The organism is Aurantiacibacter sp. MUD61 (assembly GCF_027912455.1).
GTDB lineage: Bacteria > Pseudomonadota > Alphaproteobacteria > Sphingomonadales > Sphingomonadaceae > Alteraurantiacibacter.
Window position 1 is genome coordinate 1,650,882 of record NZ_CP115446.1, and the last position, 24,528, is coordinate 1,675,409.

26 protein-coding genes are annotated in these 24,528 nt (G+C 60.8%); 14 read left to right on the forward strand and 12 right to left on the reverse strand.

Going from position 1 to position 24,528, the window contains the following annotated elements; genetic code table 11:
- Positions 1–19: 19 nt before the first annotated feature.
- From O2N64_RS07895 to O2N64_RS07925, 7 genes are all read right to left on the reverse strand, one after another.
- Positions 20–1,045: a type II secretion system F family protein gene (locus O2N64_RS07895; protein WP_271077069.1), complete on the reverse strand. Its 1,026-nt coding sequence runs from the start codon at positions 1,043–1,045 to the stop codon at positions 20–22.
- A gap of 14 nt (positions 1,046–1,059) precedes the next feature.
- Positions 1,060–2,031, reverse strand: coding sequence for a type II secretion system F family protein (locus tag O2N64_RS07900; RefSeq protein ID WP_271077070.1), 972 nt, complete (start codon positions 2,029–2,031; stop codon positions 1,060–1,062).
- Between the two features lie 73 nt (positions 2,032–2,104).
- Complete coding sequence (locus O2N64_RS07905; RefSeq protein ID WP_271077071.1) at positions 2,105–3,406, reverse strand: pilus assembly protein CpaE; 1,302 nt, start codon at positions 3,404–3,406, stop codon at positions 2,105–2,107.
- Between the two features lie 4 nt (positions 3,407–3,410).
- Positions 3,411–4,070 (reverse strand): CpaD family pilus assembly protein, encoded by a 660-nt coding sequence (locus O2N64_RS07910; RefSeq protein WP_271077072.1) that lies wholly within the window; start codon positions 4,068–4,070, stop codon positions 3,411–3,413.
- A 5-nt stretch (positions 4,071–4,075) separates the two neighbouring features.
- On the reverse strand, positions 4,076–5,665 hold the full coding sequence (locus O2N64_RS07915) for a type II and III secretion system protein family protein (protein WP_271077073.1): 1,590 nt from the start codon (positions 5,663–5,665) through the stop codon (positions 4,076–4,078).
- 68 nt (positions 5,666–5,733) lie between these two features.
- Positions 5,734–6,837: a Flp pilus assembly protein CpaB gene (gene cpaB / locus O2N64_RS07920; RefSeq protein ID WP_271077074.1), complete on the reverse strand. Its 1,104-nt coding sequence runs from the start codon at positions 6,835–6,837 to the stop codon at positions 5,734–5,736.
- 75 nt (positions 6,838–6,912) lie between these two features.
- The gene (locus O2N64_RS07925; protein ID WP_271077075.1) at positions 6,913–7,431 is read right to left on the reverse strand and encodes an A24 family peptidase; all 519 of its coding nucleotides are present in this window, start codon (positions 7,429–7,431) and stop codon (positions 6,913–6,915) included.
- 149 nt (positions 7,432–7,580) lie between these two features.
- Here O2N64_RS07925 and O2N64_RS07930 point away from each other — a divergent pair, with 149 nt between their 5' ends.
- From O2N64_RS07930 to O2N64_RS07940, 3 genes are all read left to right on the forward strand, one after another.
- Positions 7,581–8,489, forward strand: coding sequence for an alpha/beta fold hydrolase (locus tag O2N64_RS07930; protein ID WP_271077076.1), 909 nt, complete (start codon positions 7,581–7,583; stop codon positions 8,487–8,489).
- Positions 8,486–9,595 carry an NAD(P)/FAD-dependent oxidoreductase gene (locus O2N64_RS07935; RefSeq protein WP_271077077.1) on the forward strand — a complete coding sequence of 370 codons (1,110 nt, stop codon included), beginning with the start codon at positions 8,486–8,488 and terminating at the stop codon, positions 9,593–9,595. The genes O2N64_RS07930 and O2N64_RS07935 overlap by 4 nt, the downstream gene beginning before the upstream one ends.
- A gap of 73 nt (positions 9,596–9,668) precedes the next feature.
- Entirely contained in the window at positions 9,669–9,845 is a 177-nt protein-coding gene (locus tag O2N64_RS07940; RefSeq protein ID WP_197922139.1) for a YegP family protein, read from the forward strand.
- Positions 9,846–9,917: 72 nt separating this feature from the next.
- On the opposite strand, the gene rnhA is transcribed toward O2N64_RS07940, so the two are convergent.
- The 3 genes from rnhA to ispH are packed head-to-tail and all read right to left on the reverse strand — an operon-like array spanning position 9,918 to position 12,294.
- Complete coding sequence (rnhA, locus tag O2N64_RS07945) at positions 9,918–10,358, reverse strand: ribonuclease HI (protein ID WP_271077078.1); 441 nt, start codon at positions 10,356–10,358, stop codon at positions 9,918–9,920.
- Entirely contained in the window at positions 10,355–11,311 is a 957-nt protein-coding gene (gene thrB / locus O2N64_RS07950; RefSeq protein WP_271077079.1) for a homoserine kinase, read from the reverse strand. Before thrB ends, rnhA begins: the two co-directional genes overlap by 4 nt.
- An 8-nt stretch (positions 11,312–11,319) precedes the next feature.
- Positions 11,320–12,294, reverse strand: a complete 975-nt coding sequence (gene ispH, locus O2N64_RS07955; RefSeq protein WP_271077080.1) for a 4-hydroxy-3-methylbut-2-enyl diphosphate reductase — start codon at positions 12,292–12,294, stop codon at positions 11,320–11,322.
- A 132-nt stretch (positions 12,295–12,426) separates the two neighbouring features.
- Between ispH and O2N64_RS07960 the strand changes: the two genes are divergently transcribed.
- The 9 genes from O2N64_RS07960 (at position 12,427) to tatC (ending at position 19,910) form a co-directional block, all read left to right on the forward strand.
- Positions 12,427–13,077 carry a hypothetical protein gene (locus tag O2N64_RS07960; protein ID WP_271077081.1) on the forward strand — a complete coding sequence of 217 codons (651 nt, stop codon included), beginning with the start codon at positions 12,427–12,429 and terminating at the stop codon, positions 13,075–13,077.
- A gap of 81 nt (positions 13,078–13,158) precedes the next feature.
- Positions 13,159–14,907 (forward strand): arginine--tRNA ligase, encoded by a 1,749-nt coding sequence (gene argS / locus O2N64_RS07965; RefSeq protein ID WP_271077082.1) that lies wholly within the window; start codon positions 13,159–13,161, stop codon positions 14,905–14,907.
- A 3-nt stretch (positions 14,908–14,910) separates the two neighbouring features.
- Positions 14,911–15,609: an SPOR domain-containing protein gene (locus O2N64_RS07970; protein ID WP_271077083.1), complete on the forward strand. Its 699-nt coding sequence runs from the start codon at positions 14,911–14,913 to the stop codon at positions 15,607–15,609.
- Between the two features lie 100 nt (positions 15,610–15,709).
- Complete coding sequence (nagZ, locus tag O2N64_RS07975) at positions 15,710–16,729, forward strand: beta-N-acetylhexosaminidase (protein WP_271077084.1); 1,020 nt, start codon at positions 15,710–15,712, stop codon at positions 16,727–16,729.
- Positions 16,726–17,550, forward strand: coding sequence for a segregation and condensation protein A (locus tag O2N64_RS07980; RefSeq protein WP_271077085.1), 825 nt, complete (start codon positions 16,726–16,728; stop codon positions 17,548–17,550). The genes nagZ and O2N64_RS07980 overlap by 4 nt, the downstream gene beginning before the upstream one ends.
- On the forward strand, positions 17,547–18,242 hold the full coding sequence (gene scpB / locus O2N64_RS07985) for an SMC-Scp complex subunit ScpB (protein WP_271077086.1): 696 nt from the start codon (positions 17,547–17,549) through the stop codon (positions 18,240–18,242). The genes O2N64_RS07980 and scpB overlap by 4 nt, the downstream gene beginning before the upstream one ends.
- 32 nt (positions 18,243–18,274) lie before the next feature.
- On the forward strand, positions 18,275–18,520 hold the full coding sequence (gene tatA, locus O2N64_RS07990; RefSeq protein WP_271077087.1) for a twin-arginine translocase TatA/TatE family subunit: 246 nt from the start codon (positions 18,275–18,277) through the stop codon (positions 18,518–18,520).
- 34 nt (positions 18,521–18,554) lie between these two features.
- Positions 18,555–19,058, forward strand: a complete 504-nt coding sequence (gene tatB / locus O2N64_RS07995) for a Sec-independent protein translocase protein TatB (protein WP_271077088.1) — start codon at positions 18,555–18,557, stop codon at positions 19,056–19,058.
- A gap of 3 nt (positions 19,059–19,061) precedes the next feature.
- Positions 19,062–19,910, forward strand: coding sequence for a twin-arginine translocase subunit TatC (gene tatC, locus O2N64_RS08000; RefSeq protein WP_271077089.1), 849 nt, complete (start codon positions 19,062–19,064; stop codon positions 19,908–19,910).
- A 155-nt stretch (positions 19,911–20,065) separates the two neighbouring features.
- On the opposite strand, the gene O2N64_RS08005 is transcribed toward tatC, so the two are convergent.
- Positions 20,066–20,305: a hypothetical protein gene (locus O2N64_RS08005; RefSeq protein WP_271077090.1), complete on the reverse strand. Its 240-nt coding sequence runs from the start codon at positions 20,303–20,305 to the stop codon at positions 20,066–20,068.
- A gap of 83 nt (positions 20,306–20,388) precedes the next feature.
- A complete protein-coding gene (locus tag O2N64_RS08010) occupies positions 20,389–22,080 on the reverse strand; it encodes an amidohydrolase (protein ID WP_271077091.1) in 1,692 nt (563 codons plus the stop codon).
- Between the two features lie 165 nt (positions 22,081–22,245).
- Between O2N64_RS08010 and O2N64_RS08015 the strand changes: the two genes are divergently transcribed.
- Both O2N64_RS08015 and O2N64_RS08020 read left to right on the forward strand, forming a co-directional pair.
- Positions 22,246–23,466: a threonine ammonia-lyase gene (locus O2N64_RS08015; protein ID WP_271077092.1), complete on the forward strand. Its 1,221-nt coding sequence runs from the start codon at positions 22,246–22,248 to the stop codon at positions 23,464–23,466.
- Positions 23,467–23,669: 203 nt separating this feature from the next.
- A complete protein-coding gene (locus O2N64_RS08020; protein ID WP_271077093.1) occupies positions 23,670–24,521 on the forward strand; it encodes an arginyltransferase in 852 nt (283 codons plus the stop codon).
- The last annotated feature ends 7 nt before the right edge of the window (positions 24,522–24,528 follow it).

Consider the following 24,528-nt stretch of genomic DNA (forward strand, 5'->3'; position numbering starts at 1 on the left):
CACAAGGGGCAGTGAAAGTTTAGTCGCTGCCCGGTCCGCCTCCGGAGAAGGCGTCGCCGATGGAACAGGCTGCCGGACCCAGGATCACGATGAACAGCACCGGCAGGATGAACAGGATCAGCGGCACTGTCATGATCGCAGGCAGACGCGCGGCCTTTTCTTCGGCACGCATCATGCGCTCGTTACGGAATTCAGCCGACAGGACGCGCAGGGCGGAGGCCAGCGGCGTACCGTAGCGTTCGGTCTGGATCATCGTCGTCACCACGCCGCGCACGGCATCGAGGTCCACACGGTAAGCGAGGTTCTCGAAAGCCTGACGGCGTTCGGTGAGGAAGGACAGCTCAATCGCGGTGAGGGCGAATTCGTCACCCAGTTCGGGATAGGCGCGGCCCAATTCGCGTGCGACGCGGTTGAATGCGGCGTCCACCGTCAGACCGGCCTCGGCGCAGATCACTAGCAAGTCGAGCGCGTCTGGCAGACCTTTCTGGATTTCCTTCGTACGCTTGGTCGCGATGTTCTTGAGGTATGTTTCAGGACCCTTGTAGCCCGCAATGACCAAGCCAGCGAAGGCCAGGAACCGCTTGGTGCTGCCCCAATCGGGGAAGGTATCCGTCCAGTAGAACAGAACGACGCCGAGCAGGCCGAGAACCACCGGCAGGACCATCCGCGCAAAGATGATGACCACTGCCATCTCCTTGTTGCGGAAGCCCGCCTGCGCCAGCTTCTGCTGGACATCCTTGACCTGGTCTTCCTGCAGGACTTTCATGCCCTGCAGCGTATCTTTCATCTTCTCGGTCGTGTCGGTCTTGCGCACCAGGCTCTGCCGCTTTTTGGCAGAATTGGTCAGCATGCCGGTCTTCAGTTCTGCGCGGCGATTGTTCAGCGCTTTGACGCGCTTCGCCATCGGGTCCTTCACGGTGACCGCAGCGTAGATTGCCATCATGGTGGCAATCGCAGCGATCCCGACGAGGATCGATCCGACCAGAATCACGTCCACTCCCAGAAGAGTGGGTCCGCTTGAAGGGGCGAGGCTCAAAAGGTTCATTCTATCCTCCTCCCTTAGATCTCGAAGTTGACCATCTTGGCCATGATAAAGGCGCCGATGCTCATCCAGACGAGGCCGAACAGGCCGGTGACGATCAGGCGCTCATCTTCAAAGAAGCCGCCGATATAGGTTGGGTTGATCCAGTAGATCATGCCGAACACGATGAAGGGCAGGGCACCCACGATATAGGCAGAGGCCTTCGATTCAGAGCTCATCGCCTTGATCTTCAGCTTCATCTGCGCGCGCTTGCGCAGCACATCTGCAAGGTTGGACAGCGTCTCTGCGAGGTTACCGCCCGTCTCGCGCTGGATAGCGAGCGTGATGACGAAGAACTGGAATTCAGCAGTGCCGAGTTTGTCTGACGCTTCCTGCAGCGATTCTTCCATGGTGCGGCCAATCTTGATCCGCTCCACCGTCTGGCGGAATTCCACACCCACCGGGCCGGGAACTTCCTGTCCGACGACACCAAGAGTTTCCGCAACGGGAAGGCCCGATCGAAGACCGCGCACCAGCAATTCGATGGCGTCCGGGAATTTGGCGTTGAAGGCATTCGTCCTGCGCTTGATGAAACTGCTGACGACCATATGCGGCAGACCAGCCCCCACGACGAGGCCAATGCCAAGCGAAATGGCAGCGGCGCCGGACCGCAGATACACGAGAGCGGTCACGACAACAGCGAGGCCAAGCGATGCATACATATATTGCTGCAGGGTCCAGCCCATGCCGGTGCGGTTCAGGCGAACTTGAAGCGCTTCGACGCGGGATCCCGAACCTGCAGCCTTGAACTGCTTGGGCTTGCGCGCGGCAATGGCTTTCTTGAGCTGGCCTTCAACCTTGTCGGTCGTGCTTTCAGAATGGCGATACCGCACCGCCTGAAGACGACGCTGGCTCTCCTTGCCCGGGGTTTTCCCGTTCATCAGGACATAGCCAAGGATCAGCAATCCCATCAGGCCACCGGCCACCAGCAGGAGTTGGATGATACTCATTGTCCGCCTTCTCTTTGCATAGATTCAAATAGGGAGTGCGGCGGAGCGGGTATAATGACCCGCTCCGTCACGATCACTCTGCAGCTTCGACGGCTTCGGCGCCCTTATCCTTTTTGGACATGCTGCCCAGGAAGGATTTCAGGTCAAACTTGCCGAGACCGCCCGATTTCTTGCCGCTCTCCTCAAGGCTTGCGCCATCATCATCGGCCACGCCGACGATGGTCTTGCCGATGTCGCGCATCGGGCCGACAGTCTTGGAAGACTTGTTGGCCTCGATGAAGGTCTGGCCGAGCTTTGCAGCATTGGCAGCGGCCTTCTGATCCATCGAAATCTGGAAGTTGATCTTCCGTTCGATGGACGCTTCGAAGTCAGCCTTGCTGATTTCGGCAGCGCCGTTCTGCATCTTGTTGCAGACGATCATCGGATGCGCGCCCGGAGCGTTCTGCTTCAGCCACGACAGGATGCGGATCGTATCGCGGGCAGAGGCCAGCGTCAGCTCGGTCACCAGTGTCACGACATTCACATCCGTCAGCAGATGCGGGAAGTTGATCAGCATGTTGCGCGGCAGATCGATCACCGTCATGTCGAAAGCCTGGCGGAATTCTTCCTCCAGCTGGAGGAAGGCCGTACCATCGGTCATCAGCGGCGAATTGATCGGCGCTTCTGCAGACATGATCGCTAGATTATCGTTCGCGCGGATCATGGCACGTTCGATGAACAGGCCGTCGATGCGGCTCGGATTCTCGATCGCATCGGTCAGGCCGCGGCCCGGCTCAAGGTCGAGCGCGAGGGCACCGGTGCCGAAATGCACGTCGAGATCGAGCAGCGCAGTCGAACGTTCGTGCTCGACCGAGAACAGCCATGCCAGCGAGGTGGCGAGAGTGGAGGCGCCAACGCCGCCACGCGTGCCGACCACGGCAGTCGAGACATGGGAATGTTCCTGTTCGCCTTCACCACCGCGCGGCGAAGAGAAGACCGCCTGAGCCTGCGTAAGCGAGTCGCGCAGCTGGCTGGCAGAAAGCGGCTTCAGCAGGTAATCGTGAATGCCGCTTGCCAGCAGGTCACGATACAGGCGAACGTCGTTCACCTGACCGACCGCAATCACCACCGTGCCGGGTTCGCAAACCTCGGCGAGGGCGTTGATGTCGTTGAGCGGATCACCGCTTTCGGACAGATCGACCATCAGGATCGCCGGGCTGGCCGAGATGGACAGGGACTGGATTGCGTTGCGCAGACCGCCCTTGTTGCACTTCTCGGGCTGCCAGCCCATCTCGATCACTACGGGGCGCAGCGCATCCAGAGCGCCATCGTCGCAGATGAAGGCAGAGAACGGCTCGCGGTTGCCGAGCGGTCCAGGTTTCCAACTTGCACTCATCAGATTAACCCCCTTCGGAAGAAACTTGCGGCAGCGAGGTGCCACCAGCGCCGGACGGAGCCGCTTCACGATACGCATCGATGGCGCGGTTCGAACGCATGATTACAGTGTCGCCGGTGCCGCTTTCGCCATCGAGCAGATGCTCAGGATTGGCGACCATGGCAGCGATATTGCTATTGACCGCGCAGCCGAAGCCAGCCGAGGTTTGATTGCCCTGTTCGATGCCGTACTGGTCACGCCAGATAGGGCAGCCAGGAACGCTGGCCATCGACCGGGTCACGACCACACGGACATTGCCGGGATTGACATAGCCATTGGTGACAGGCGCATCCGCGCTCACCAACAGGCCGAAGCGGCTTGCGACTGCAGCCACATCCTCAAGCACAGCAGGGCTGGCTGTCGGATCGTCGAGAGCAATCCGGTCACCGTAGCCAAGGTCGAGCGTTTCGAACCAGTCGGCAAGGCGTGCCTGCTCCGGCACCGAGAGACCGCTGCCGCCGCTGGCGAGGTCGAATGTGTAGTTCTGGCGCTCGACGACCGGCTGATTGACGCTGTAGAGCGACATGTTCTGCGGGCCTTCGTTCAGCGTTCCGCAGGCGGAAAGACCGACACCGAGCGAGAGTGCCACGGCTGTCGCGGCAAAGCGTTTGTTACGATTAATCATGGCGATCACTCTCCATCGTCGAAGCTGAAGCCGGGCAGAGCTGCCGCGGCGGACTGGGGCGCAGCTGCGCCGGGGTTCTCACCGCGGGCAACAGCTGTTCCGTTCTGGTCGATCAGGCTGAGGTCCGGACCGGTCGGCGAAGGGTTCGCCGGGCGCGGCATGGGACGTGTCTGGCCCGTCGTTCCATCGGTTTCCTGACCCATCATGACCTGCGCAGCTGCATCGGGAACGGCAAAGCCGTCGGTCGGCAGGCGGATGTCACGATCGTTCACCGGCTCAACAAGATACGGCGTCACAACGATCACCAGTTCGGTTTCACCGCGACGGAATTCCGTGGAGCGGAAGAGGTTGCCGATGATCGGCATGTCGCCAACGCCGGGAACCTGGTCGATGGTGTTCTGCGCATTATTCTGCATCAGGCCAGCGATCATGAAGCTCTCACCCGAGCCAAGCTCGATCGAGGTTTCTGCACGGCGGACGGTCAGGGCAGGGATCTGGAAGCCGTTGAGGACGACCGAGCCCTGCGTCGACAGCTCGGAGACTTCCGGGCGGACACGCATCGAAATGCGGCCATTGGAAAGCACCGTCGGCGTGTAGGACAGGCTGACACCGAAGCTGCGATACTGCACCGTGGTGGTGCCGAGGCCTTGGCTCAGCGGGATCGGGAATTCACCACCGGCAACAAATTCTGCCGTTTCACCCGAAAGCGCGACCAGTGTCGGTTCGGAGAGAGTGGTGACCAGCCCGCGGCGTTCGCCAAGGTCCAGCGCACCGAGCAGATCAAGGCCCAGGAACTGACCCATGCCGGCAATCGTGCCGCCGGGTGAGATCGGATTGATCGTCGTGCCCGTGGAGTCGATGAACTGCCCGGGGTTGTTCGGATCGGGGATGAGGCCGGTCGGCGTATTGCCCACACCCAGCGCATTCAGTCCGTCTCCGCCCTGGAAGAAGCCTTCGCGGCCCGTGCCGACACCGAACTGGAAGCCACCACCACTGTCGATCGAAGTGAGGTTTGCACCAATATTGCGCACCATCGAACGGCTGACTTCGGCAAAGCGAACACGCAGCATGACCTGCAGCGGCGTTGCCATACGCAGGCGGGAAATGACATTGGCGTCTGTGCCGACGAAAGCCTGCACCAGGCGCTCTGCCTCGGCGGCATCTTCAGGAGCCGCAACCGTGCCAGTCAGCAGCACAGTATTGGTACCCATCGTGGCAACCGAAACGTTTGCTTCCGGCATGGCGAGACCGAGCATCTGATCGATGCTGTCGATGTTGGAGCCCACACGGACATTGGCAGACCAGATGATGTCACCGGCAGCATTGCTCGCGTAAATCGTGGTCTCGCCGCCGGACAGGCCGAAGATATACAGCTGACGCTGCGACTTCACCTGCACATCGGCGATAGCGTTATTGGCAACAAAGATGTCGGCCATATTGCCGGGCACCGTCACCAGCTCGCCGCGACCGATCGACAGGACAAGATCCTGTGCCGGTGCAACTGACTGGGCCTGGGCCGGAGCGGCCGGCAGCATCGCAAGCGGCGCGAGCGCTACAGCGGCACTCATGACGGTCTTGAACAGACGGCTGGTCATAGTCTTGCCTTTCGGAGAATTTCCGTGGGAAATTGAGCGGTTAAGTTGTTTCGTCTGGGTCATGGCGTTCACCGCAGCGTCGACATGCCGACCGGAGCGACGCGGGCACCCTGGCCCATGGCTCCAGCCTGGCGATCAAGCAGGGCGCCTGCGCCGCGGTTGACCGGTTCAACAGTAGTGTTCTGGCCACGAGTCACGCGGACCGAGGGGCCCATCGGCACTGCCGGAGCCACTGCGCCGCCAGGTGCCGGTGCAGGCTGGGCATTGCCAGGCTGCGGAGCCGGAGCACGCGAGGGCACCGAGCTGCGCTGGAAGCGCGAGACATCGCCGCCGGTCTGGTACGTGCTGGCACCTTCACCCGGACGTGCGGAGGCAGAACGAAGCAGAGCTTCTTCTTCTTCCGGCGTTGCGTCATCCGGCAGATCGATGTCGCCCGAGGCGATAGCACGCTCAAGTTCAGTCTGGTTGTCAGCGATCGAACGCAGTGCCAGGCTGATCGTACCGATCGTCTGTGCAACCGCGATCTGTTCAGCAATGCGCGGGGTAACTTCCAGCGTCACCGTGCGGAAAGCGCGAACCACAGTGCGGCCATCTTCGGTCTGAGTGGTTTCGGTGGACTGGTCGGTCGCGAGAACGCGCAGATTGGTCAGAATGGTTTCTGCAGCCTGCAGCGCCTGTCCGCCGCCACCTTCGCCCGTAACGGTTTGCGTCAGCATCATGTCGACGCGGTCACCCGGGAACACGAAGCCTGCCACACCGGTACGTGCCGAAACCGGAACGGTCACAGCGCGCATGCCCGGGCCGAGCGCCGCAGCAAGGAAGCCGCGATCGCCAGGCGATACGAGCGAACCCTGCGTTACCGGCTCACCTGCGGTCATCGGATTGCGCACAACCGTACCCAGCAGCTGTTCCATGTCGGCTTCGCCGTCGATGAAATAGGCGTCCTGCACCAGTTCCTGCGGCCAGAGCTGGTAGCCCACGGCATCTGCAGTAATGATCGTGCCGACCGGCAGGCTGCGTTTCGCAACCAGCACTTTCGGGCCTTGCGGCTCGGGTTCGGCAGCTTCGACTTCAGGAGCCGCCGCGCCGGCGAACATGCTCCGGGCAGCAAGGGCCGTACCGATCGCAATGACCAGTGCCCCTACCAGCAAAATGAGCTTCTTCTTGTCCATGGTGCGTCACGCCCCCTTAGTTGGATCTCGGATTACGATTGCTGTCGGATAGACCGACAATGGTTAAAATGAGGTTCACCCCGCCACTCCTGCGGCTGCAGATGCGGGAAGATAAAAGGTGCCAATGGCCCACAGGCCGGCGAGTGCGATGGCCACGCCATAAGGAATGGCGAGCTTGTTTTTCTGGCGCTTCATCACGTGCCAGGCGCCGAACACCAGCGTCAGCACGCCGCCCAGCAGCGCCATCATGATGAGCAGCTTCGCGTACACGATAGGTGCGATCCAAAGTGCGAGCGCGGTGAGCAGCTTCACATCGCCGCCGCCCATTGCGCGCAGCGCGAACAGGATCGACAGGCCAGCAAAGGTCACGAGTGCGAGGGCGATCTGCATCACGACGCTGGTCGGTTCGAACCAGCCATCGCCAGACGGCAGAAAGCTCATGCCCGAAGCGAACCAGAACAATGGCGCGCCAAGAGCAATCGCCGCATTGAGCTTGTTCGCAATGCGGCGGCTTTTGAGATCGGTGATAGCTGCGATAATCAGCGCAATTGCCAATGCCGCAAGCAGTCCGTACTTGATTGGATCGTCTAGCATGAAGCCCCCAAATGTCCTTGGAGGCTGGTGCTAGCGCGCATGGCTTACCAAATAGTAACCAAGGGCAGGAGGTTGAAATTAGCCAAACCATAAGCGCCACGACCGCAGCATTCGATCGCAGGGCCATTCCGACCGATGCGCGTGAGGCCATGTGGCTGGCGCCGGACGGGCATGAGATTCGCCATATCGACTGGCCGGATCCGCCTGCCAATGTCGCCTCCAAGGGCGCGATGCTGTTCATGGCAGGGCGCGGCGATGCCTATGAAAAATATATCGAAAGCTTTGAGCACTGGCGTTTGCAGGGGTGGCGCGTCTCTGCCGCGGATTGGCGCGGGCAGGGCGGATCGGGGCGCCTCGGCAATGACAAGGCGACGGGCCATATCGACGATTTCGATCTGTGGGTGGAAGACCTTGCCGCTTTCTGGAGCACATGGGCGGCGCGGCATGATGGACCGCGCGTGCTGGCGGGCCATTCAATGGGCGGCCACCTGACTTTGCGCGCGGTAATCGACAAGGCCTTGTCTCCAAAGCCCGACGCTTTGATTCTCTCGGCGCCCATGCTTGACACCATGCCCGAGCACCTGCCGCTGCCGGTCAAGCGCGGTTTTGCCAGCATGATGGCGCGCATCGGCGATCCCAAGCGGCCGGCCTGGAAGATGAGTGAGAAGCCCGGTGCCAAGCCCGGAATGCGCAATACGCTGCTCACACATGACGAAGATCGCTATGCCGACGAATTGTGGTGGCGCGAAAATCGCCCCGAACTGGAGCTCGGCCCGGGCAGCTGGGGCTGGGTCAATGCCGCCTATGACAGCACCGCGAAAATCTTTGCCAAGGGCGCGCTCGAAGGTGTCGATCTGCCCGTATTCGTTATCGCGACAAAGGCTGACAAGCTTGTGAGCCCTGCCGCGATTCGCAGTGCCATTGCTCGCCTACCCGATGTCGATAACCTGATTTTCGGTTCCGAAGCGCGGCATGAGATCTTGCGCGAAGAAGACGCGGTGCGTGACCGCGCGCTGGCCGCCATCGATGGCTTCTTGGAGCGGAAGCTGACGGGATGACCGAGGTTTTCGATTTTGCCGTAATCGGTGCGGGCATGGCGGGGGCAAGCATTGCCGCCGAACTGGCTCCGCATGGTAGGGTGTTACTTGCCGAGGCAGAGGATCGTCCGGGGTACCACACCACTGGCCGGTCTGCGGCCTTTCGCGAGGAATGCTACGGTGGCCCGGATATCGTGCCCCTGACGCTCGCTTCCGGCCCCTATCTTCAGGATGGGGGTTTCCTGACGCCGCGCGGCGGACTTTATGTGGCGCGCACTGGGCAGGAAGAGGAGATCGAGAGCTTCCTCGAACGCTTCGCCGACGCCGGTGTGACGATCAGACGATTGAACCGCGCGGGGCTGGAGCAAATGCTGCCCGGAGTGCTTCCCGGATGGGATCATGCGCTCAGCCAGCCCAATTGCGCGGATATCGATGTGGGCGGCTTGCACCAACATTACCTTTCGCTGGCCCGCCAAGGCGATGTCGAATTGCGGACCCGCCATCGTCTGGTTTCGGCGGAACGCGATGGAGCGGAATGGCGGCTCGATTTCGGTACGACGGGCGAGGTGCGCGCGGCTGTGGTGATCAACGCCGCAGGAGCCTGGGCAGACAGTGTCGCGCAATTGTGCGGCGCGCGGCCGATCGGCATCCAGCCGCTGCGGCGGACAGTGGCGCAATTGCGCGTTAACCCGGCAGCGCCTGCCGACCTGCCTCTCACGCTCGATCTCTCGGGCGATTTTTATTTCCGCCCGGAAAGCGGGAAACTCTGGCTCAGTCCGCATGACGAAACGCCATCAGAGCCGTGCGATGCCGCGCCGGAAGAGATGGACATCGCGCTCGCGATCGATCGTTTCCAGAACGTAGTCGATTGGGAAATCGAGGCGGTAGAGCACAAATGGGCGGGTCTGCGCAGCTTCTCACCCGATCGCCTGCCGGTTTACGGCTTCGATCCCGTGGTGGATGGATTCTTCTGGTTCGCAGGCCAGGGCGGCTACGGCATCCAGACCGCGCCAGCCGCTGCGCGCCTCGGCGCACAATTGGCCAGCGGACAGGACCGGGATGCCATGACCGACGCTCTGGATGTAAAATTATACACGCCAGATCGCTTTGCCCTCCCGGTGGCCTAGCCAAGCGGTGTCAATTTGTTATGCTGCCGCCAGCTCAATTTGAAGATCATCACCACTAGAGGAGAGCATTTCCATGGCGCATCATTTCCAGATTTATAAGGACAAGGCTGGCGAATTCCGCGTTCGGTTCAAATACAATGACGAGATCATGTTCTCGACCGAAGGCTATTCGTCCAAGGCCAGCGCCAAGAACGCTATTGAATCGATCCAGAAGAACGGCCCCGGCGCCAAGATTGTCGACGAGAGCTGAGGCTTTCCAATAACTGATTTGAGAAAGGCCGGTCCCACGCGGGGCCGGCCTTTTTTTCATGCCTGAGCGAAGTTAGCCGCGACTGATCGCGTCAGCCGCATCGCTGGCGAGCTGGTCGACACGCTCGTTTTCCGGATGGCCGTTGTGGCCTTTCACCCATTGCCAGGTGATCTTGTGGGTGGATGCCACCTCAATAAGGTCGTGCCACAGATCGGCATTCTTCACCGGTTTTTTGCTGGCATTGATCCAGCCGCGCTTTTTCCAGCCGTGAACCCACTTTGTGATCCCGTCGATCAGATATTTGCTGTCTGTGTAGAGCGTTACTTCGCAGGGCTCGATGAGCGCACCCAGCGCCTTGATCGCCGCGGTCATCTCCATGCGGTTGTTGGTCGTTTCGGCTTCGGAGCCGACCAGCTCTTTCTCATGCCGACCCATGCGCAGCAATGCGCCCCAGCCGCCCGGACCGGGATTGCCCTTGCAGGCACCATCGGTGAAAATTTCGACATGTTTCATGCGAAGAGCCCTGCACCACTGCTCTGGTAGAATTGCAAGCGGCGGACGAAATCCATGGGATCCTTGCGGGTGACGAGAGCATCCGCCGGTGTGTCGATCCAATCCTGCGCCCGGCTGGAGATAAATCGCATACATGCGCCCTGCGCCAGAAGCGGCATGGCTGCTATTTCGGCATCGCCCAGTGCACGAACCGACTGGTATCCTGCGAGCAACGCCTCGCCGATATCAACATTATAGGTCTGCCCGACATCGGCAAAGCTCCAGGCCGCATGGGTCACCGCCAGATCGTAGGCCATCATATCCTCACAGGCGAAGTAGAAGTCGATAAGCCCGCTCACCTCGTCGCCCAGCATCAGCACATTGTCCGGGAACAGGTCCGAATGAATCACCGATCGCGGCAAATCCTGCGGCCAGTCCGCGGCAATCGATCGGGCCATTGGAAGCATGTCGGGCAGTTCTGAGTCGATGCTCGCCAACGCCTCTGCGCCGCATTGTTCGAGCACGTGCAGTGAAGTGCCAGGCCCCAGATCATTCGTCCGCCGCCCGGAATAATCGTCCGCAGCAAGGTGCAGGCGAGCGAGCACCGCGCCCACATTGTGCGCTTGTGAAGGGGTGGGATTGTCGATCGAAACACCCGGCAGGAATTCGATCAGCGCCACCGCCTTGCCATCTATCATGCGCGAGGCGGCGCCTGTCATATCGTGGATCGTGCGCGGAACGGGCAAGCCCTTGGCGGACAGATGATCGAGCAGCCCCAGGAAAAACGGCAGGTCAGCAACGTCGATGCGCCGCTCATACATGGTCAGGATGAAGCGGCTGGTCGTTGTTTCCACCAGCCAGTTGGAATTGGAAATGCCCTCGGCAATGCCTTTGGCCGAAACGAGCTCGCCCACATCGTAATGCGCGATCAGATCGCTCAGCGTTTCGGCAGAGAGCTGCGTGTAGACCGCCACGAAGCGGCCTATTCGGTCAGCTGGCGGGGCAGTTTGAAGACCATTTTTTCTTCGGTCGTCCGGACGGTCTCTTCCGTCACGTCCCGCATTTCACCCAGCTTGGCGATGACTTCACGAACGAGAACTTCCGGGGCCGAGGCGCCCGCTGTCACGCCGACTGTCTCGACATTTTCAAGCCATGCCGGGTCGATTTCGTCAGCCCGCTGGATAAGGTAGGATTTCGCGCCAATGCGCTCTGCCACTTCCACCAGCCGCAGCGAGTTGGAAGAGTTGGGCGCACCGATGACCAGCACCAGCTGGCAGTCGCCAGCAATCGCCTTGACGGATGCCTGCCGGTTTGACGTGGCATAGCAAATGTCTTCGGCGCGGGGAGCGACAATCTGCGGATAGCGCGCCTTCAGAGCCTCGATGACTTCTGCCGTATCGTCCACCGAAAGCGTGGTCTGTGTGAGAAAGGCGAGATCGTCTTCCTCTGTGAAGGTCAGCTTGGCGACATCGTCCACCGTTTCGACCAGCGTCATCCGGCCTTCGGGAACCTGTCCCATCGTGCCGATCACTTCGGGGTGGCCCTGATGGCCGATGAAGATGATGTGCTGGCCTTTTTCGATCTGCCGTTCAGCCTGGCGATGGACCTTGCTCACCAGCGGGCAGGTAGCGTCGAGATAGATCATCTCACGCCGCTCAGCCTCTGCCGGGACCGATTTGGGCACGCCATGCGCACTGAACACCACCGGCGCATCGTCCGGCACTTCGTCCAGTTCCTCGACAAAGATTGCACCTTTTTCGCGCAGGCCTTCGACCACATAGCGATTGTGCACAATCTCGTGCCGGACATAGACCGGCGCGCCATAGCGTTCGATGGAACGCTCGACGATTTCGATCGCACGATCCACCCCCGCGCAGAACCCGCGCGGCGCGGCGATCAAGACCGTAAGCGGCAATTTTTCCTCGCCGGAGCGATTTTCCTGAAAGGGGGCGTTCATACTGTCGGCTCTAGCGGTTGTCGGTGCCCCGCGAAAGGGCTAGGGGCACTTCTTTCGGAAAAGAGATTTCGTTTCTCTTTGCCCGATATTCAAGTCAGGCCATTGCCCGGCCGCCCAGGTTTAAGGACGTATATGCAGTTTCGCCCCGCCTTTTTCGCCGCCACCGCATCTGCAATGCTGCTCGCCGCCTGTTCGGGCGAGGGTGAGCTTGTCGTCGATCAGGGTGTCGGGATCACTGCCCTGCGTTCTGTTTGCCCGGCTGTGGGCGTGCCCAACTACACCGGCGATGTGACGCTGTTTACTTCGCCCGAAGCCCGTACCGCAGACGCGCTGGATGTGACTGCCACCATCACCAATGTGCAGAGCACCTGTGATGAAACGGGCGCGCAGGTGTACACTAATGCGACGTTCGATGTGGTCGCCCAGCGCCGCAACACCAGCGGCGCACGCACGGTGGAACTGCCGTTCTTTTCGACTGTGATGCGCGGTGGAAACTCGGTCGTTTCGAAGCGTGTCGGCACTGTCACGCTGACATTTGCCGATGGACAGGCCCGCGCCCAGACGACTGGTACGGCAGGCGCTTTCGTCGATCGTGCCTCAGCAACGCTTCCCGAAGACATTCGCGAGCGTATCACGCGCAGGCGGCGTGCTGGCGACCAGTCGGCTGCCGTCGATCCGCTGACCGAGCCGGAAGTCCGTGCAGCTGTCGCTCGCGCCACATTCGAGCTGCTGATCGGCTTCCAGCTCGACGATGCGCAGCTGGAATACAACGCGACTCGCTGATTACATCGCCTCCGTCACTAGGCGGAAGTAGGCGCAATCATAGCCTTCCCCCGTGCATGCAAAAAGGCTAACCGGCCCCGCATGTCTGAAACACACACTCTCTACGCCGCTTTTGCGGAAAAAATCGATGCGGTGCTCGCCGCGCTTGAGGCGGAAGGCACGCTGCCGCCCGATACGCCGCGCCACAATGTCAGCGTAGAGCCTCCGCGCGATCCGTCGCATGGCGATCTCGCCACAAACGCCGCCATGGTGTTGGCCAAGCAGGCGAAGACCAATCCGCGCGCACTTGCGGAAAAGATCGTCGAGCACCTCGACCGGGATCCGCTGATCGAAAGCGCTGAGATTGCTGGGCCAGGCTTCATCAATCTGCGGCTCGCCCCGACTGTGTGGCGAGAGGAAATCGCTGCAATTGCTGCGCTTGGCGCTGCCTATGGCAAATCGACCATGGGTCAGGGCAAGCGGGTGAATGTGGAGTATGTCTCCGCCAACCCCACCGGCCCCATGCATATGGGCCATTGCCGCGGCGCGGTGGTGGGCGATGCGCTCGCCAGCCTGCTTGAATATGCCGGGCATGAGGTAACGCGCGAATATTATGTGAACGATGCGGGCAGCCAGGTGGACACGCTCGCCCGTTCGGCACACCTGCGCTACCGCGAGGCGCTGGGCGAGGACATCGGCGAAATTCCCGAAGGCTATTACCCCGGCGCCTATCTCATTTCGGTCGGCGAGGATGCGAAATCCGAATTCGGCGATCGCTACCAGGCCGCCGATGAGGAAGAGTGGCTGCCTATTTTCCGTGCCTTTGCGGTCGAGCGGATGATGGACATGATCAAGTCCGACCTCGGCCAGCTTGGTATCGAGCACGATGTGTTCGCTTCCGAAGCTGCGCTGCAGGCGGCGAAAAAGCCCGAAGCCGCAGAGGCATGGCTGCGCGAGCATGACCTTGTCTATGACGGCGTGCTGGAAGCACCCAAAGGCAAGGCCCCGCCAGAGGATTGGGAGCCTGTCGAACTGCCGCTGTTCCGCTCCACCAAATATGGTGACGATCAGGACCGTCCGATCAAGAAGTCCGGCGGCAAATGGACCTATTTCGGCGCCGATCTCGCCTATCACATGCAAAAGGCCGAAAAGGCTGACGAGCTGATCGACATCTGGGGCGCAGATCACTCAGGTACGGTGAAGCGCATCAAGGCGGCCGTCGCGGCATTGTCCGAAGGGCAAGGCAAGCCCATCCCCTTCGATGTGAAGCTGGTGCAGATGGTGCAGTTGCTGCGCGATGGCGAACCTGCAAAAATGTCCAAGCGTTCGGGCAATTTCGTGACGATTGCCGACATGGTCGAGGAAGTCGGCAAGGACGTGGTTCGCTTCTCCATGCTCACTCGCAAACCCGAAGCGCAGATGGATTTCGATTTCGCCAAGGTGGTAGAGGCGTCGAAGGACAATCCGGTGTTCTACGTGCAATATGCCCACGCGCGCATTTGCTCTATCCTGCGCAAGGCGGATGAGCAGGGCATTGAGCCTTCCGGCTACTCACTGGAATTGCTGGGCGAAGACGACCTTGCACTGGTCAAGCAGGCCGCACAATTCCCGCGCGAAGTGGAAGCGGCAGCGCGCGCGCGCGAACCGCATCGTATCGCCTTCTATCTCTATGATCTCGCAGCTGCCTTCCACGCCTTCTGGAATCTGGGCAATGATGACGCCGAAAAGCGCATTATCGTGGCACAGAACGCTGATTTGTCTGCGGCAAGGCTGTTCTTGGCCGCGCAGATAGGGCAGGTAATTCGTAACGGTCTCGCGCTACTGGGGGTCGATGCCGTCGAGGAGTTGTAAACCATGACCTATCCGGGTGAGGAAAATGAGGAGCTGGACGAATCCTGGGAAGAGGAAGAGCAGCTTGCTCTTGCTGACGAGGATGAAGAGCTCCCCTGGCTCGAAGGGGATGATTACGAAGACGAGGGCGGTTTCGATTTCCGCCTGATCGGCATTGCGCTGATGGGTCTCGCCGTGGTTGCTGCTGCGCTGTTCGGCGTGTGGTGGTTCACCAAGGACACACCCGATGCGGAACTGGTCGCCGATGGCAGCACGATCGAAGCGCCCGAGGGCGCTTACAAGCAGCGCCCCGAAGATCCCGGTGGCCGCGAAGTCTCCGGTACGGGCGATCAGGCATTTGAAGTGGCCGAGGGCGAAAGCACACGCGGCCGTATCGATACAAGCGATGGCGGGGATAGCGATGCGCGCCCCAGCATCGATCGCGAGCAGAATGGCGAAACTGGCTCAAGCAGTGAAACCGAAGCCACGGGCGGTGCCTATGTCCAGATCGGCGCATTCGGCAGCCGCTCGGATGCGCAGACGGCATGGAGCAGCGCTTCGAACCGTTTCAGCGCGCTGTCAGGCCTGCGCTATCGTATCGTCGAAGCTGAAGTGAACGGCGCGGATGTTTTCCGCCTGCAAGCCGTCGCGTCAGACCGCGCCGCCGCCGACAGCGTATGCCGCTCGATCCGCGCATCGGGCGGGGATTGCTACGTCCGCTGATCTAAGCGGCACGGCAGATGCCGTTTATCCCGGCGTTTTCCCCTATGCGCTATGGTGAACGGCTTGCGTGACTGGCGCTTTTCAGGCGTAAACGGAGCATATGACGCCCGCGATTTTCAGCCTTTCCAGTCCTAAGCTGACCGATGCCGAACGCGCCTTTTTCAAAGAGGCTGATCCGGCGGGATACATCCTGTTCGGCCGAAATATTGAAACGCGCGAGCAGGTGCGGGCGCTGACCGATGATCTGCGCAGCATCCAGGGCCGGGAGAAGCTGCTGATCAGCGTGGATCAGGAAGGTGGCCGTGTGTCGCGGATGAAACCGCCCGAATGGCCCGCCTATCCGCCGCAAGGTGTCTTCGCGCAGCTGTATGAGGTCGCACCGGCCAGCGCGATCCAGGCCGCGCGCGCCAATGCGCAATTGCTGGCGATGGATTTGCACGAGGTCGGCATCACCGTCGATTACCTGCCGCTGCTCGATGTTCGCGTAGAGGGCGCACATGACGTGATTGGTGACCGCGCATTGGGAGCAGAGCCCATGCAAGTCGCCGCGCTGGGCCGCGCTGTGCTCGAAGGCCTGACGCGCGGCGGTGTGACGGGGTGCGTCAAGCATATGCCGGGGCATGGGCGGGCCATGGTGGACAGTCATAAAGACTTACCTGTCGTCGATGCCGGTGAAGCGGAACTGGATGTCGACATCGCTCCGTTCAAGCGCCTCGCCGATGCTCCCATCGCGATGAGTGCGCACATCCGATACACCACATGGGATAGAGACAATCCGGCGACTTTGTCCGAGAAGGTCATCAGCGAAATCATACGTAGCCGCATAGGATTCGATGGCCTGCTGTTGACCGATGACATCGACATGGAAGCGCTGGATGGCACTATCCCCGAACGCTCCGCCCGCGCCATTGCGGCGGGTTGCGATGTCGTGCTCAATTGCTGGGGCAAGATGGAGGACATGGAGGGCACGGTGAAAGCTCTGCCCGCCATGTCGGATGCGGCGCGCAAACGGCTGGATAGGGCGCTGGTGAATGCGGGTACACCGACTGATCCTGCCCCTCGCGAAGATTTGCTGAAATTGCGCGATGGCCTGCTTGATGCTGCAGGAGTGGCGGCATGAGCGCGGCTATCGAAGAGGGCGGTCTTGTCGAACGCGCTGATGAGATAGCCGACGATGGTGACGAGTGGCGGGGGATCGCCGCGCCGGGCACGGTCGATGAAAACGCGCTCTATCTGGAGCTCGATGGCTGGGAAGGTCCGCTCGACCTTCTGCTGGACCTTGCGCGGCGGCAAAAGGTCGACCTGAAATCCATTTCCATCCTCGCGCTTGTCGATCAATATATTCACTACATTGAGCAGGCTGAGGCGTTGAAACTGGAGATCGCAGCCGATTATCTGGTGATGGCCGCCTGGCTCGCTTACCTCAAATCCGCCCTTCTCCTGCCCAAGGAAGAGCAGGAAGATCCGTCTCCCGAAGAGCTGGCTCTCAGGCTGCAATTGCGGCTTCAGCGACTTGGCGCGATGCGCGAAGCTGGCGCTCGGCTGATGGCGCGAGACCGGCTGGGCCGCGATGTCTTTGCACGTGGGGCACCTGAAGGCCTCAAGATTCTGCGCAAGAATGCGTGGCAGTGCGACTGGTACCAGCTCGTCCGCGCCTATGGTCAGGTCAAGCTGCGCACCGAGCCTGTCGTCCATATGGTCGCCGAACGCCCTGTCATGACGCTCGACAGTGCGCTCAATCGTGTTTCCGCGATGCTGGGTGTCACCGTCGACTGGATGGAAATCCGCGCTTTCCTCCCGGGCGACGCCGAACCCCGGCTCAAGAAAAGCGCGCTTGCATCAAGCTTCGTCGCGGCGCTGGAGCTCGCGCGGCTGGGCAAGGCGGAGCTTCGCCAGGACAAGACGTTCGGCCCACTCCACCTGCGGCGGATGAAGGTATGAGCGAGAAACCATCCGATCTGGTCCGTGCGGTGGAAGCATGCCTTTTCGCGGCGGAAGAGCCGATGACGCGCGAGCAAATCTCCGCGCATCTGGGCGATGCGGATGTGAAGGATGCTCTCGCTACCCTGCAAGATATCTACAGTGATCGTGGCATCATCCTGGTCGAGCGGGGTAAGCGCTGGCAATTCCAGACCGCGCCCGATCTTGCCCATCTGCTGCGCCGAGAGAAGGAACAGGTCCGTCGCCTTTCCCGCGCGGCAACAGAAGTGCTTGCGATCATCGCCTATCACGAACCGGTCAGCCGCGCGGAGATCGAAGCGATCCGCGGGGTGCAGACCAGCGGCGGAACGCTAGATGTGCTGATGGAGGCTGGCTGGGTGCGCGCGGCAGGCAGGCGCGAGGTGCCGGGGCGTCCGGTGATCTATGCGACGACGCCGGATTTTCTCGGCCATTTCGGACTCGAAAGCCGCAAGGACTTGCCGGGACTCGCCGAATTGAAAGCGGCAGGACTGCTCGATCCGGTGGACGATGCCTATGATGACATGGTCGCCAAGAAGGAAGAGCAATTGGCCGCCGAACAGGCTGCCGACGCTGAGGAAGCGGCCGAAAATGATGAAATGAACGAAGAGTTTTCGGATGAAGACAGTGCGGAGGAAACTGCAGCGCTGGAAACTCCGGACGAAAAGGCTTAAGTTAAGGCCTCAATCCCAATCGAGGAAAAACCATGCAGCCAGGTATTTGGCAGATTCTGATCGTCGCAATTGTTGTTCTCGTCCTTTTCGGGCGCGGCCGCATTTCGGAAATGATGGGCGATTTCGGCAAGGGAATCAGCAGCTTCAAAAAGGGCATGAGTGAAGAGACGCGTGCGTCTTCTGAAAAGAGCCCGCAGATCGAGGCTCCGGCAGACAATGCACCCGCAGCTTCGGAAACCACCGAAACGACGCCGCAGAACGACAAGACTGCCGGCTAATCCCGGCCCCGCGCGGCTGGTGAGGGCCCTGTAGATGTTCGATATTGGTGCAGTAGAATTGCTGCTCATCTTCGTGGTGGCGGTCCTCGTCATCGGCAAGGATGACATGCCGCTCGCGCTGCGCACCGTTGGGCGCTGGGTGGGTAAATTGCGCAAGATGTCGGCCCAGTTCCGATCCGGTCTCGATTCCATGGTCCGTGAGGCCGAGCTCGAAGACATGGAAAAGCGCTGGAAAGAGCAGAATGAGCGGATCATGCGCGAGCATCCCGAGGGCACTCCCGCGGAAATGGAGCCCACCGGTGCTCATCCCGCAAAGCCGGTCGCTCCTCCCAAGCCTAAGCCGGAAGACGAACCGCGCGACAAGGCAACGGAATTGAAAATTATCGCCGAGAAGCAGCGCGCTGCGGCCGAAGAGGCGGAGCGTGCTGCGCGCGAAGCGGAGCTGGAAGCGCTGGAAGAGCAGTCGGCCAAGCAGGCAGAGCTGCCACTCGCGGCAGACGACAAGGCCCCCGCAGCGACCGAGAGCAAGGATAGCTAGCCGATGGCTCTCAAAGTCAGCGATCTCGACGAGACACAGGCGCCGTTGCTCGATCATCTGGTTGAGCTGCGCGGGCGGCTGTTCAAAGCGGTGATCGCGCTCGGCATTGCCTTTGGCGTCTGCTTCTATTTCGCTGACGAGATTTTCGGCTTCCTCGTCCGCCCGCTGACCAAGGCTTTCCCGGAAGGGCAGGGCCAGTTGATCTACACGCGGCTCTACGAGGCGTTCTTCGTCGAGATCAAAGTTGCGCTCTTCGCGGCGATCTTCGTTTCCTTCCCGATCATTGCCAACCAGCTATGGCGCTTTGTCGCGCCCGGCCTCTATGCGAAGGAAAAGAAGGCTTTCCTGCCGTTCCTGATCGCCACCCCGATTCTTTTCATCCTCGGCGGTTCGCTGGCCTATTATGTGGTCATGCCGCTGGCTTTCACCTGGTTCTTGGGATTCCAGGGGGATGCCGGTGGCCTGAACGCTCAGGCCCTTCCGGCAATGGGCGAATATCTCGATCTGGTGATGCGATTCATCCTCGCCTTCGGCGTAAGCTTCCTGCTGCCTGTCGTCCTGATGCTGTTGAATGCAGCGGGCCTTGTGACGCGCGAACAGCTTGTGGCGGGGCGCAAATATGTGATTGTCGCCGTATTTGCAGTGGCAGCGATCATCACGCCGCCCGATGTGATCTCCCAGCTGATGCTCGCTGCACCGCTCATCCTGCTGTTTGAAGGCTCGCTCATCCTGATGCGGATCAGCGAGAGAAAGCGACGGAAGGCGGCGGAAAAAGAGGCAGCGGAACAGGCGAAGGTCGAACCAATCGCTGCATCGGCAGAAGCCGCTGCAGCTTCGAAAAGCGAAGACTGAGCTGTTACACGACCCCTGAGTAGCGACGCCTGTAGCTACGCGTCCGCTCACCCGGCAATCAAATCTTGTACAAACCTCTCCGGCGCTTAGCACACGGAAAGCAGGCAAAAAAAGGGGGCCGCAGCCCCCTTTTTCAAATTCGCTTGTCGCAGGCCTTACGGGCTGGCGGGCAGCGTATCGTCGTCGTCACCAACACCGGTTGCGATGATGATGCCGAGAATGATGACAGCGAGTGCGCCAAGGCCGATAAGCAAGCCGGCACCATTGTCACCGAAACCGTCTTCGCTCTCTTCCACGGGAGCCGGCAGACGATCATAGGCTGCTTCCTGAGCCATCGCCGGTGTCGCAACCAGTGCGCCAGCAACGGCAGCGGACGTAATAAACTTCTTCATCATCGAGTTACTCACCCCAATTTTTTCGATTCACATGCTTGCATAACGTCTCATCTTGGGAAAGGCGAGACCAAATATGTAACTATTTATTCTCCCGGCCCTTCAATGACCGGCTGTTGCAAGTCCGCATCATAAACACGCTGACCGGCAATCCACGTTTCCAACACTCTGATATCGCGAATTTCTTGCGATCCCACTAACAAAGGGTCTGCGGACAGGAAAACGAAATCGGCGCGTTCGCCGGGGACAAGCCTGCCAAAGCGCCCTTCGGCGAAACCGGCATAGGCGGCATTGGCGGTGTAGGCGGCGAGTGCCTGTTCGCGGCTGATCGCCTCTTCCGCGCGCCAGCCGCCTTGCGGTGCGCCATCAGCATTCATGCGGGTCACAGCAACTGCCAGGCCAGCGAGCGGATCGACCGGCTCCACAGGCGCATCGGTGCCAAAAGCAAGTGTTCCGCCGACATCGAGGATGGAGTTCCAGGCATAAGCGCCGCCGAGCCGGTCATCCCCCAGCCGCGCTTCGGCCATGAACATATCGCTGGTCTGGTGGACCGGCTGCATGCTGGCGATGATTCCGTTCCGGCCAAACCGCGCAATGTCTTCCGGACTCACGATTTGCGCATGTTCGATACGCCAGCGGCGATCGCCCGTGTAATCCTCGGACAATTCCTCGATTGCGGTCAGCGCTTCCTGATTGGCCGCATCGCCAATCGCGTGAACGGCGACTTGGAAATTGTCGAGCGCTGCGCGGCTCATCAGGTTCCGCAATTGCGTGCCGTTGAGCAGCGGCAGGCCGCGATTGCCGTGATCGTCCTCGTAATCATCGAGCAGCAAGGCACCGCGAGAGCCGAGCGCGCCGTCGAGGTACAGCTTCACGCCATTGAGCCGCAGGCGATCTTCATAAAGCCATTCAGTCGGGCGCGGGCCGCCGATGAGCAGCATGGTGTCCACCGAATCGGCATAGGCCATGACGCGGATCTGCAACCATCCGGCATCGCCCGCACGGCGAATGGTCATCCAGTCTTCAACCGTCGTGCCCATGTCGGCCATCGCGGTGATGCCATAGCTCAGCAGCAGGTTCTGCGCATTGTAGAGCGCCATGTCCCGATCTTCGGGCAAAGGCGGGGGGATTTGTTCTGCGATCATCGGCATGGCAGCATCGACGAGCACCCCTGCAGGCGCGCGCGATCCAGCCAGGCGCTCTATACGTCCGCCTTCGGGATCGGTGCTGCGCGCGGTGACCCCGCCTGCTTCCAGCGCCATGGTGTTGGCCCAGCCCGCATGGCCGTCCACACGCTCCAGCCAGACCGGACGGTCAGAGACGACCGCATCAAGGTCCGCCGCGGTCGGAAAACGCCCGAGGCCCCACAGTTCCTGATTCCAGCCGCGACCGATAATCCAAGGGCGGTCCGGGTAGGCTGCGGCATAGGCTTCGATCCGGCCCAGGGCCTCGCTGAGCGAAGTCGTGCCGGAGAGATCCAGCACAAGCGTGCCGAGGCCAAGTCCCATCAGATGCGCGTGGCCATCGATAAAGCCAGGCACCACCACGCGGCCTTCGCCATCGACGCGGTAATCGATTTCTCGCGTTGGCCGGTCGCCGAAATCGAGCAACTCGGAAATTCGGCCGTCCTCGTCGATCACCATGCCGGTGAAGCGATCGATCGTGCCATCGCGCCCGATTGAAATACCATCGACATTGTCGATCCATGTGTCTGCCAGCACGGGCGTGGAGAAAGAGAAAAGCGCAGCACAGGTGGCCGCGATGCGGGCGAAATTCACGTTAGTTTACCTCCGGCAAATGACGGATACGAGCGCTGATCGCGCCCATCGCGGCAAGGGATGCCCGTTCCGCCAGCAAGACGCAATCGGGCAAGGCAAACTTTCCTGTCCCAAAGCAGCAATCCTATTTCCCTCGGGCGCACATTTGGCTAGGCCACGCGCCCCATGAGTGAGGGAAAACTGACGATCGCCGATGTCCGGGCTGCTGCAGAGCGCATTGAAGGCGCTGTCGTGCGCACGCCCACCATGCATTCGCAGACCCTGTCTGCCATTACCGGTGCGGAAATCTGGCTGAAGTTCGAGAACCAGCAGTTCACCGCAGCCTATAAGGAACGCGGGGCGCTCAATGCCCTGCTGCAGCTTACCGATGAGCAGCGCTCGCGCGGCGTAATTGCAGCGAGCGCAGGCAATCACTCGCAGGGGCTTTCCTACCACGGCAAGCGGCTCGGCGTTCCGGTGACCATCGTGATGCCGCGCACCACGCCAGTGGTGAAAGTCATGCAGACCGAAGCGGTCGGCGGGAATGTCGTTCTCGAAGGCGAGACTTTCGATGAAGCGAGCGCCCATGCGCGCAAGCTTGAAAAGGAACTGGGCCTCACTTTCGTCCATCCGTTCGACGATCCCAAAGTCGCGGCGGGGCAGGGCACGGTGGCGCTTGAATTGTTCGAGGATGCGCAGGAGCTCGATTGCATTGTCGTGCCGATTGGCGGGGGCGGCCTCATCTCGGGCATGGCCACGGTCGCCAAGGATCGCCAGCCGCCGGTCGAGGTGATCGGTGTAGAGGCGCAGCTCTTCCCGTCATCCTACAATGCCTACAAGGGCGAAGACCTTCCCTCCGGCGGCGATACGCTGGCAGAAGGCATCGCGGTGAAGGAGCCGGGCAAATTTACCCAGACCGTCATCGACCGGCTGGTGGACGACATCGTCCTGGTGGATGAGCCGCACCTGGAAGAGGCGGTCAGCCTGCTGCTGCAGATCGAGAAGACTGTGGTCGAAGGTGCAGGTGCAGCGGGACTCGCCGCAGTCCTCTCCTATCCGGAGCGCTTCAAAGGCAAGAAAATCGGTCTCGTGCTGTGCGGCGGCAATATCGACACGCGCCTGCTCGCCAATGTGCTGCTGCGCGATCTCGCACGGTCCGGACGCTTGGCGCGTTTGCAGATCACTTTGCAGGATCGCCCGGGCGCGCTTTTCCGCGTGATGCGCGAATTCGATGCGCACAATGTCAATATCATCGAGATTTACCACCAGCGGATTTTCACCAATCTGCCGGCCAAGGGTCTCGTCACCGATATCGAATGCGAAGCGCGCGACAAGGCGCAGCTTGATGCGCTGGTGCAGGCCCTGCGCGGCAAGGGCTACGAAGTGAGTTCGGTCGCCGTTAACTAAGAGCGCCGGTCATGCCTTGCTAAAAGACTGCCCCATTCCGGGCCGCTCCTTCGGGGCGCGCGGCAGCCTGTGGAAATAATTCCTGCAATCTGCGTTTTTTATGGTTAACATGATTCACAAGCGCCGCTCCGCGTGATTCAAGGGCGGGGTTGGTGCAGCAAATTTGTTTCGCGCCGCAAGTTTTGAAGGGATTATATCCACCCGTGACGGCCCCCGTTCGCTTTCCCCGCTTTTTCGTGACGAGCCCTGCGCCGTGCCCATACCTGCCGGGCAAGACGGAGCGAAAGGTGTTCACGGAGCTGAAGGGTGAGCATGCCGAGCAGCTGAACGATGCGCTGGGGCGGATCGGTTTCCGTCGCAGCCAGACGGTGGCTTATCGCCCGAGCTGCGCGGATTGCCGCGCTTGCGTGTCCGTCCGTGTGGCGGCTTTCGATTTCAAGCCTTCAAGCTCGCAGAAGCGCCTGCTGAAGCGCAATTCCGATCTGGCGACATCCGAATGCCGACCCTGGGCTACGCATGAACAGTTCGAATTGCTGCAGAAATATCTCGCCAATCGCCATCCAGGGGGCGGCATGGCGGCCATGGATGAGGTCGATTATGCCGATATGGTGGAGCACACCAGCGTTTCGAGTTTTGTTGTGGAATATCGGGAACCTGCTACCGACGGAGGCGTAGGACGTCTGGTGGCGGCCTGTCTGATGGATAGGCAGGGCGATGGACTTTCGATGATCTACAGCTTTTTCGACCCAGATCATGAGGGACGCAGCGGGCTTGGTACTTACGTCATTCTTGACCACATACGCCGCGCTGCGGAAACGGGCCTGCCTTACGTCTATCTCGGCTATTGGGTGGAGGGCTCTGACCGCATGCAATATAAGGTCCGCTTCCGTCCGCTCGAAAGGCTGGGACCGGATGGCTGGCGACGCATGTCGGAAGAAGAGCAGCGCGCACTTATCGAAGGGGTTACTTCCGGGGGCACTGAACGGACACCAGCGCCCGATGGCGGATCAAAAGACAACACTCCCGGCCTGCAAGCCGAATATAAGCTCGCCTGATTTCGCT

Bases quoted from the DNA above. Each gene is read 5' to 3' on its own strand.
- O2N64_RS07895 (WP_271077069.1), bottom strand. From the start codon at position 1,045: ATGAACCTTTTGAGCCTCGCCCCTTCAAGCGGACCCACTCTTCTGGGA.
- O2N64_RS07900 (WP_271077070.1), bottom strand. From the start codon at position 2,031: ATGAGTATCATCCAACTCCTGCTGGTGGCCGGTGGCCTGATGGGATTG.
- O2N64_RS07905 (WP_271077071.1), bottom strand. From the start codon at position 3,406: ATGAGTGCAAGTTGGAAACCTGGACCGCTCGGCAACCGCGAGCCGTTC.
- O2N64_RS07910 (WP_271077072.1), bottom strand. From the start codon at position 4,070: ATGATTAATCGTAACAAACGCTTTGCCGCGACAGCCGTGGCACTCTCG.
- O2N64_RS07915 (WP_271077073.1), bottom strand. From the start codon at position 5,665: ATGACCAGCCGTCTGTTCAAGACCGTCATGAGTGCCGCTGTAGCGCTC.
- cpaB (WP_271077074.1), bottom strand. From the start codon at position 6,837: ATGGACAAGAAGAAGCTCATTTTGCTGGTAGGGGCACTGGTCATTGCG.
- O2N64_RS07925 (WP_271077075.1), bottom strand. From the start codon at position 7,431: ATGCTAGACGATCCAATCAAGTACGGACTGCTTGCGGCATTGGCAATT.
- O2N64_RS07930 (WP_271077076.1), top strand. From the start codon at position 7,581: ATGTGGCTGGCGCCGGACGGGCATGAGATTCGCCATATCGACTGGCCG.
- O2N64_RS07935 (WP_271077077.1), top strand. From the start codon at position 8,486: ATGACCGAGGTTTTCGATTTTGCCGTAATCGGTGCGGGCATGGCGGGG.
- O2N64_RS07940 (WP_197922139.1), top strand. From the start codon at position 9,669: ATGGCGCATCATTTCCAGATTTATAAGGACAAGGCTGGCGAATTCCGC.
- rnhA (WP_271077078.1), bottom strand. From the start codon at position 10,358: ATGAAACATGTCGAAATTTTCACCGATGGTGCCTGCAAGGGCAATCCC.
- ispH (WP_271077080.1), bottom strand. From the start codon at position 12,294: ATGAACGCCCCCTTTCAGGAAAATCGCTCCGGCGAGGAAAAATTGCCG.
- O2N64_RS07960 (WP_271077081.1), top strand. From the start codon at position 12,427: ATGCAGTTTCGCCCCGCCTTTTTCGCCGCCACCGCATCTGCAATGCTG.
- argS (WP_271077082.1), top strand. From the start codon at position 13,159: ATGTCTGAAACACACACTCTCTACGCCGCTTTTGCGGAAAAAATCGAT.
- O2N64_RS07970 (WP_271077083.1), top strand. From the start codon at position 14,911: ATGACCTATCCGGGTGAGGAAAATGAGGAGCTGGACGAATCCTGGGAA.
- nagZ (WP_271077084.1), top strand. From the start codon at position 15,710: ATGACGCCCGCGATTTTCAGCCTTTCCAGTCCTAAGCTGACCGATGCC.
- O2N64_RS07980 (WP_271077085.1), top strand. From the start codon at position 16,726: ATGAGCGCGGCTATCGAAGAGGGCGGTCTTGTCGAACGCGCTGATGAG.
- scpB (WP_271077086.1), top strand. From the start codon at position 17,547: ATGAGCGAGAAACCATCCGATCTGGTCCGTGCGGTGGAAGCATGCCTT.
- tatA (WP_271077087.1), top strand. From the start codon at position 18,275: ATGCAGCCAGGTATTTGGCAGATTCTGATCGTCGCAATTGTTGTTCTC.
- tatB (WP_271077088.1), top strand. From the start codon at position 18,555: ATGTTCGATATTGGTGCAGTAGAATTGCTGCTCATCTTCGTGGTGGCG.
- tatC (WP_271077089.1), top strand. From the start codon at position 19,062: ATGGCTCTCAAAGTCAGCGATCTCGACGAGACACAGGCGCCGTTGCTC.
- O2N64_RS08005 (WP_271077090.1), bottom strand. From the start codon at position 20,305: ATGATGAAGAAGTTTATTACGTCCGCTGCCGTTGCTGGCGCACTGGTT.
- O2N64_RS08015 (WP_271077092.1), top strand. From the start codon at position 22,246: ATGAGTGAGGGAAAACTGACGATCGCCGATGTCCGGGCTGCTGCAGAG.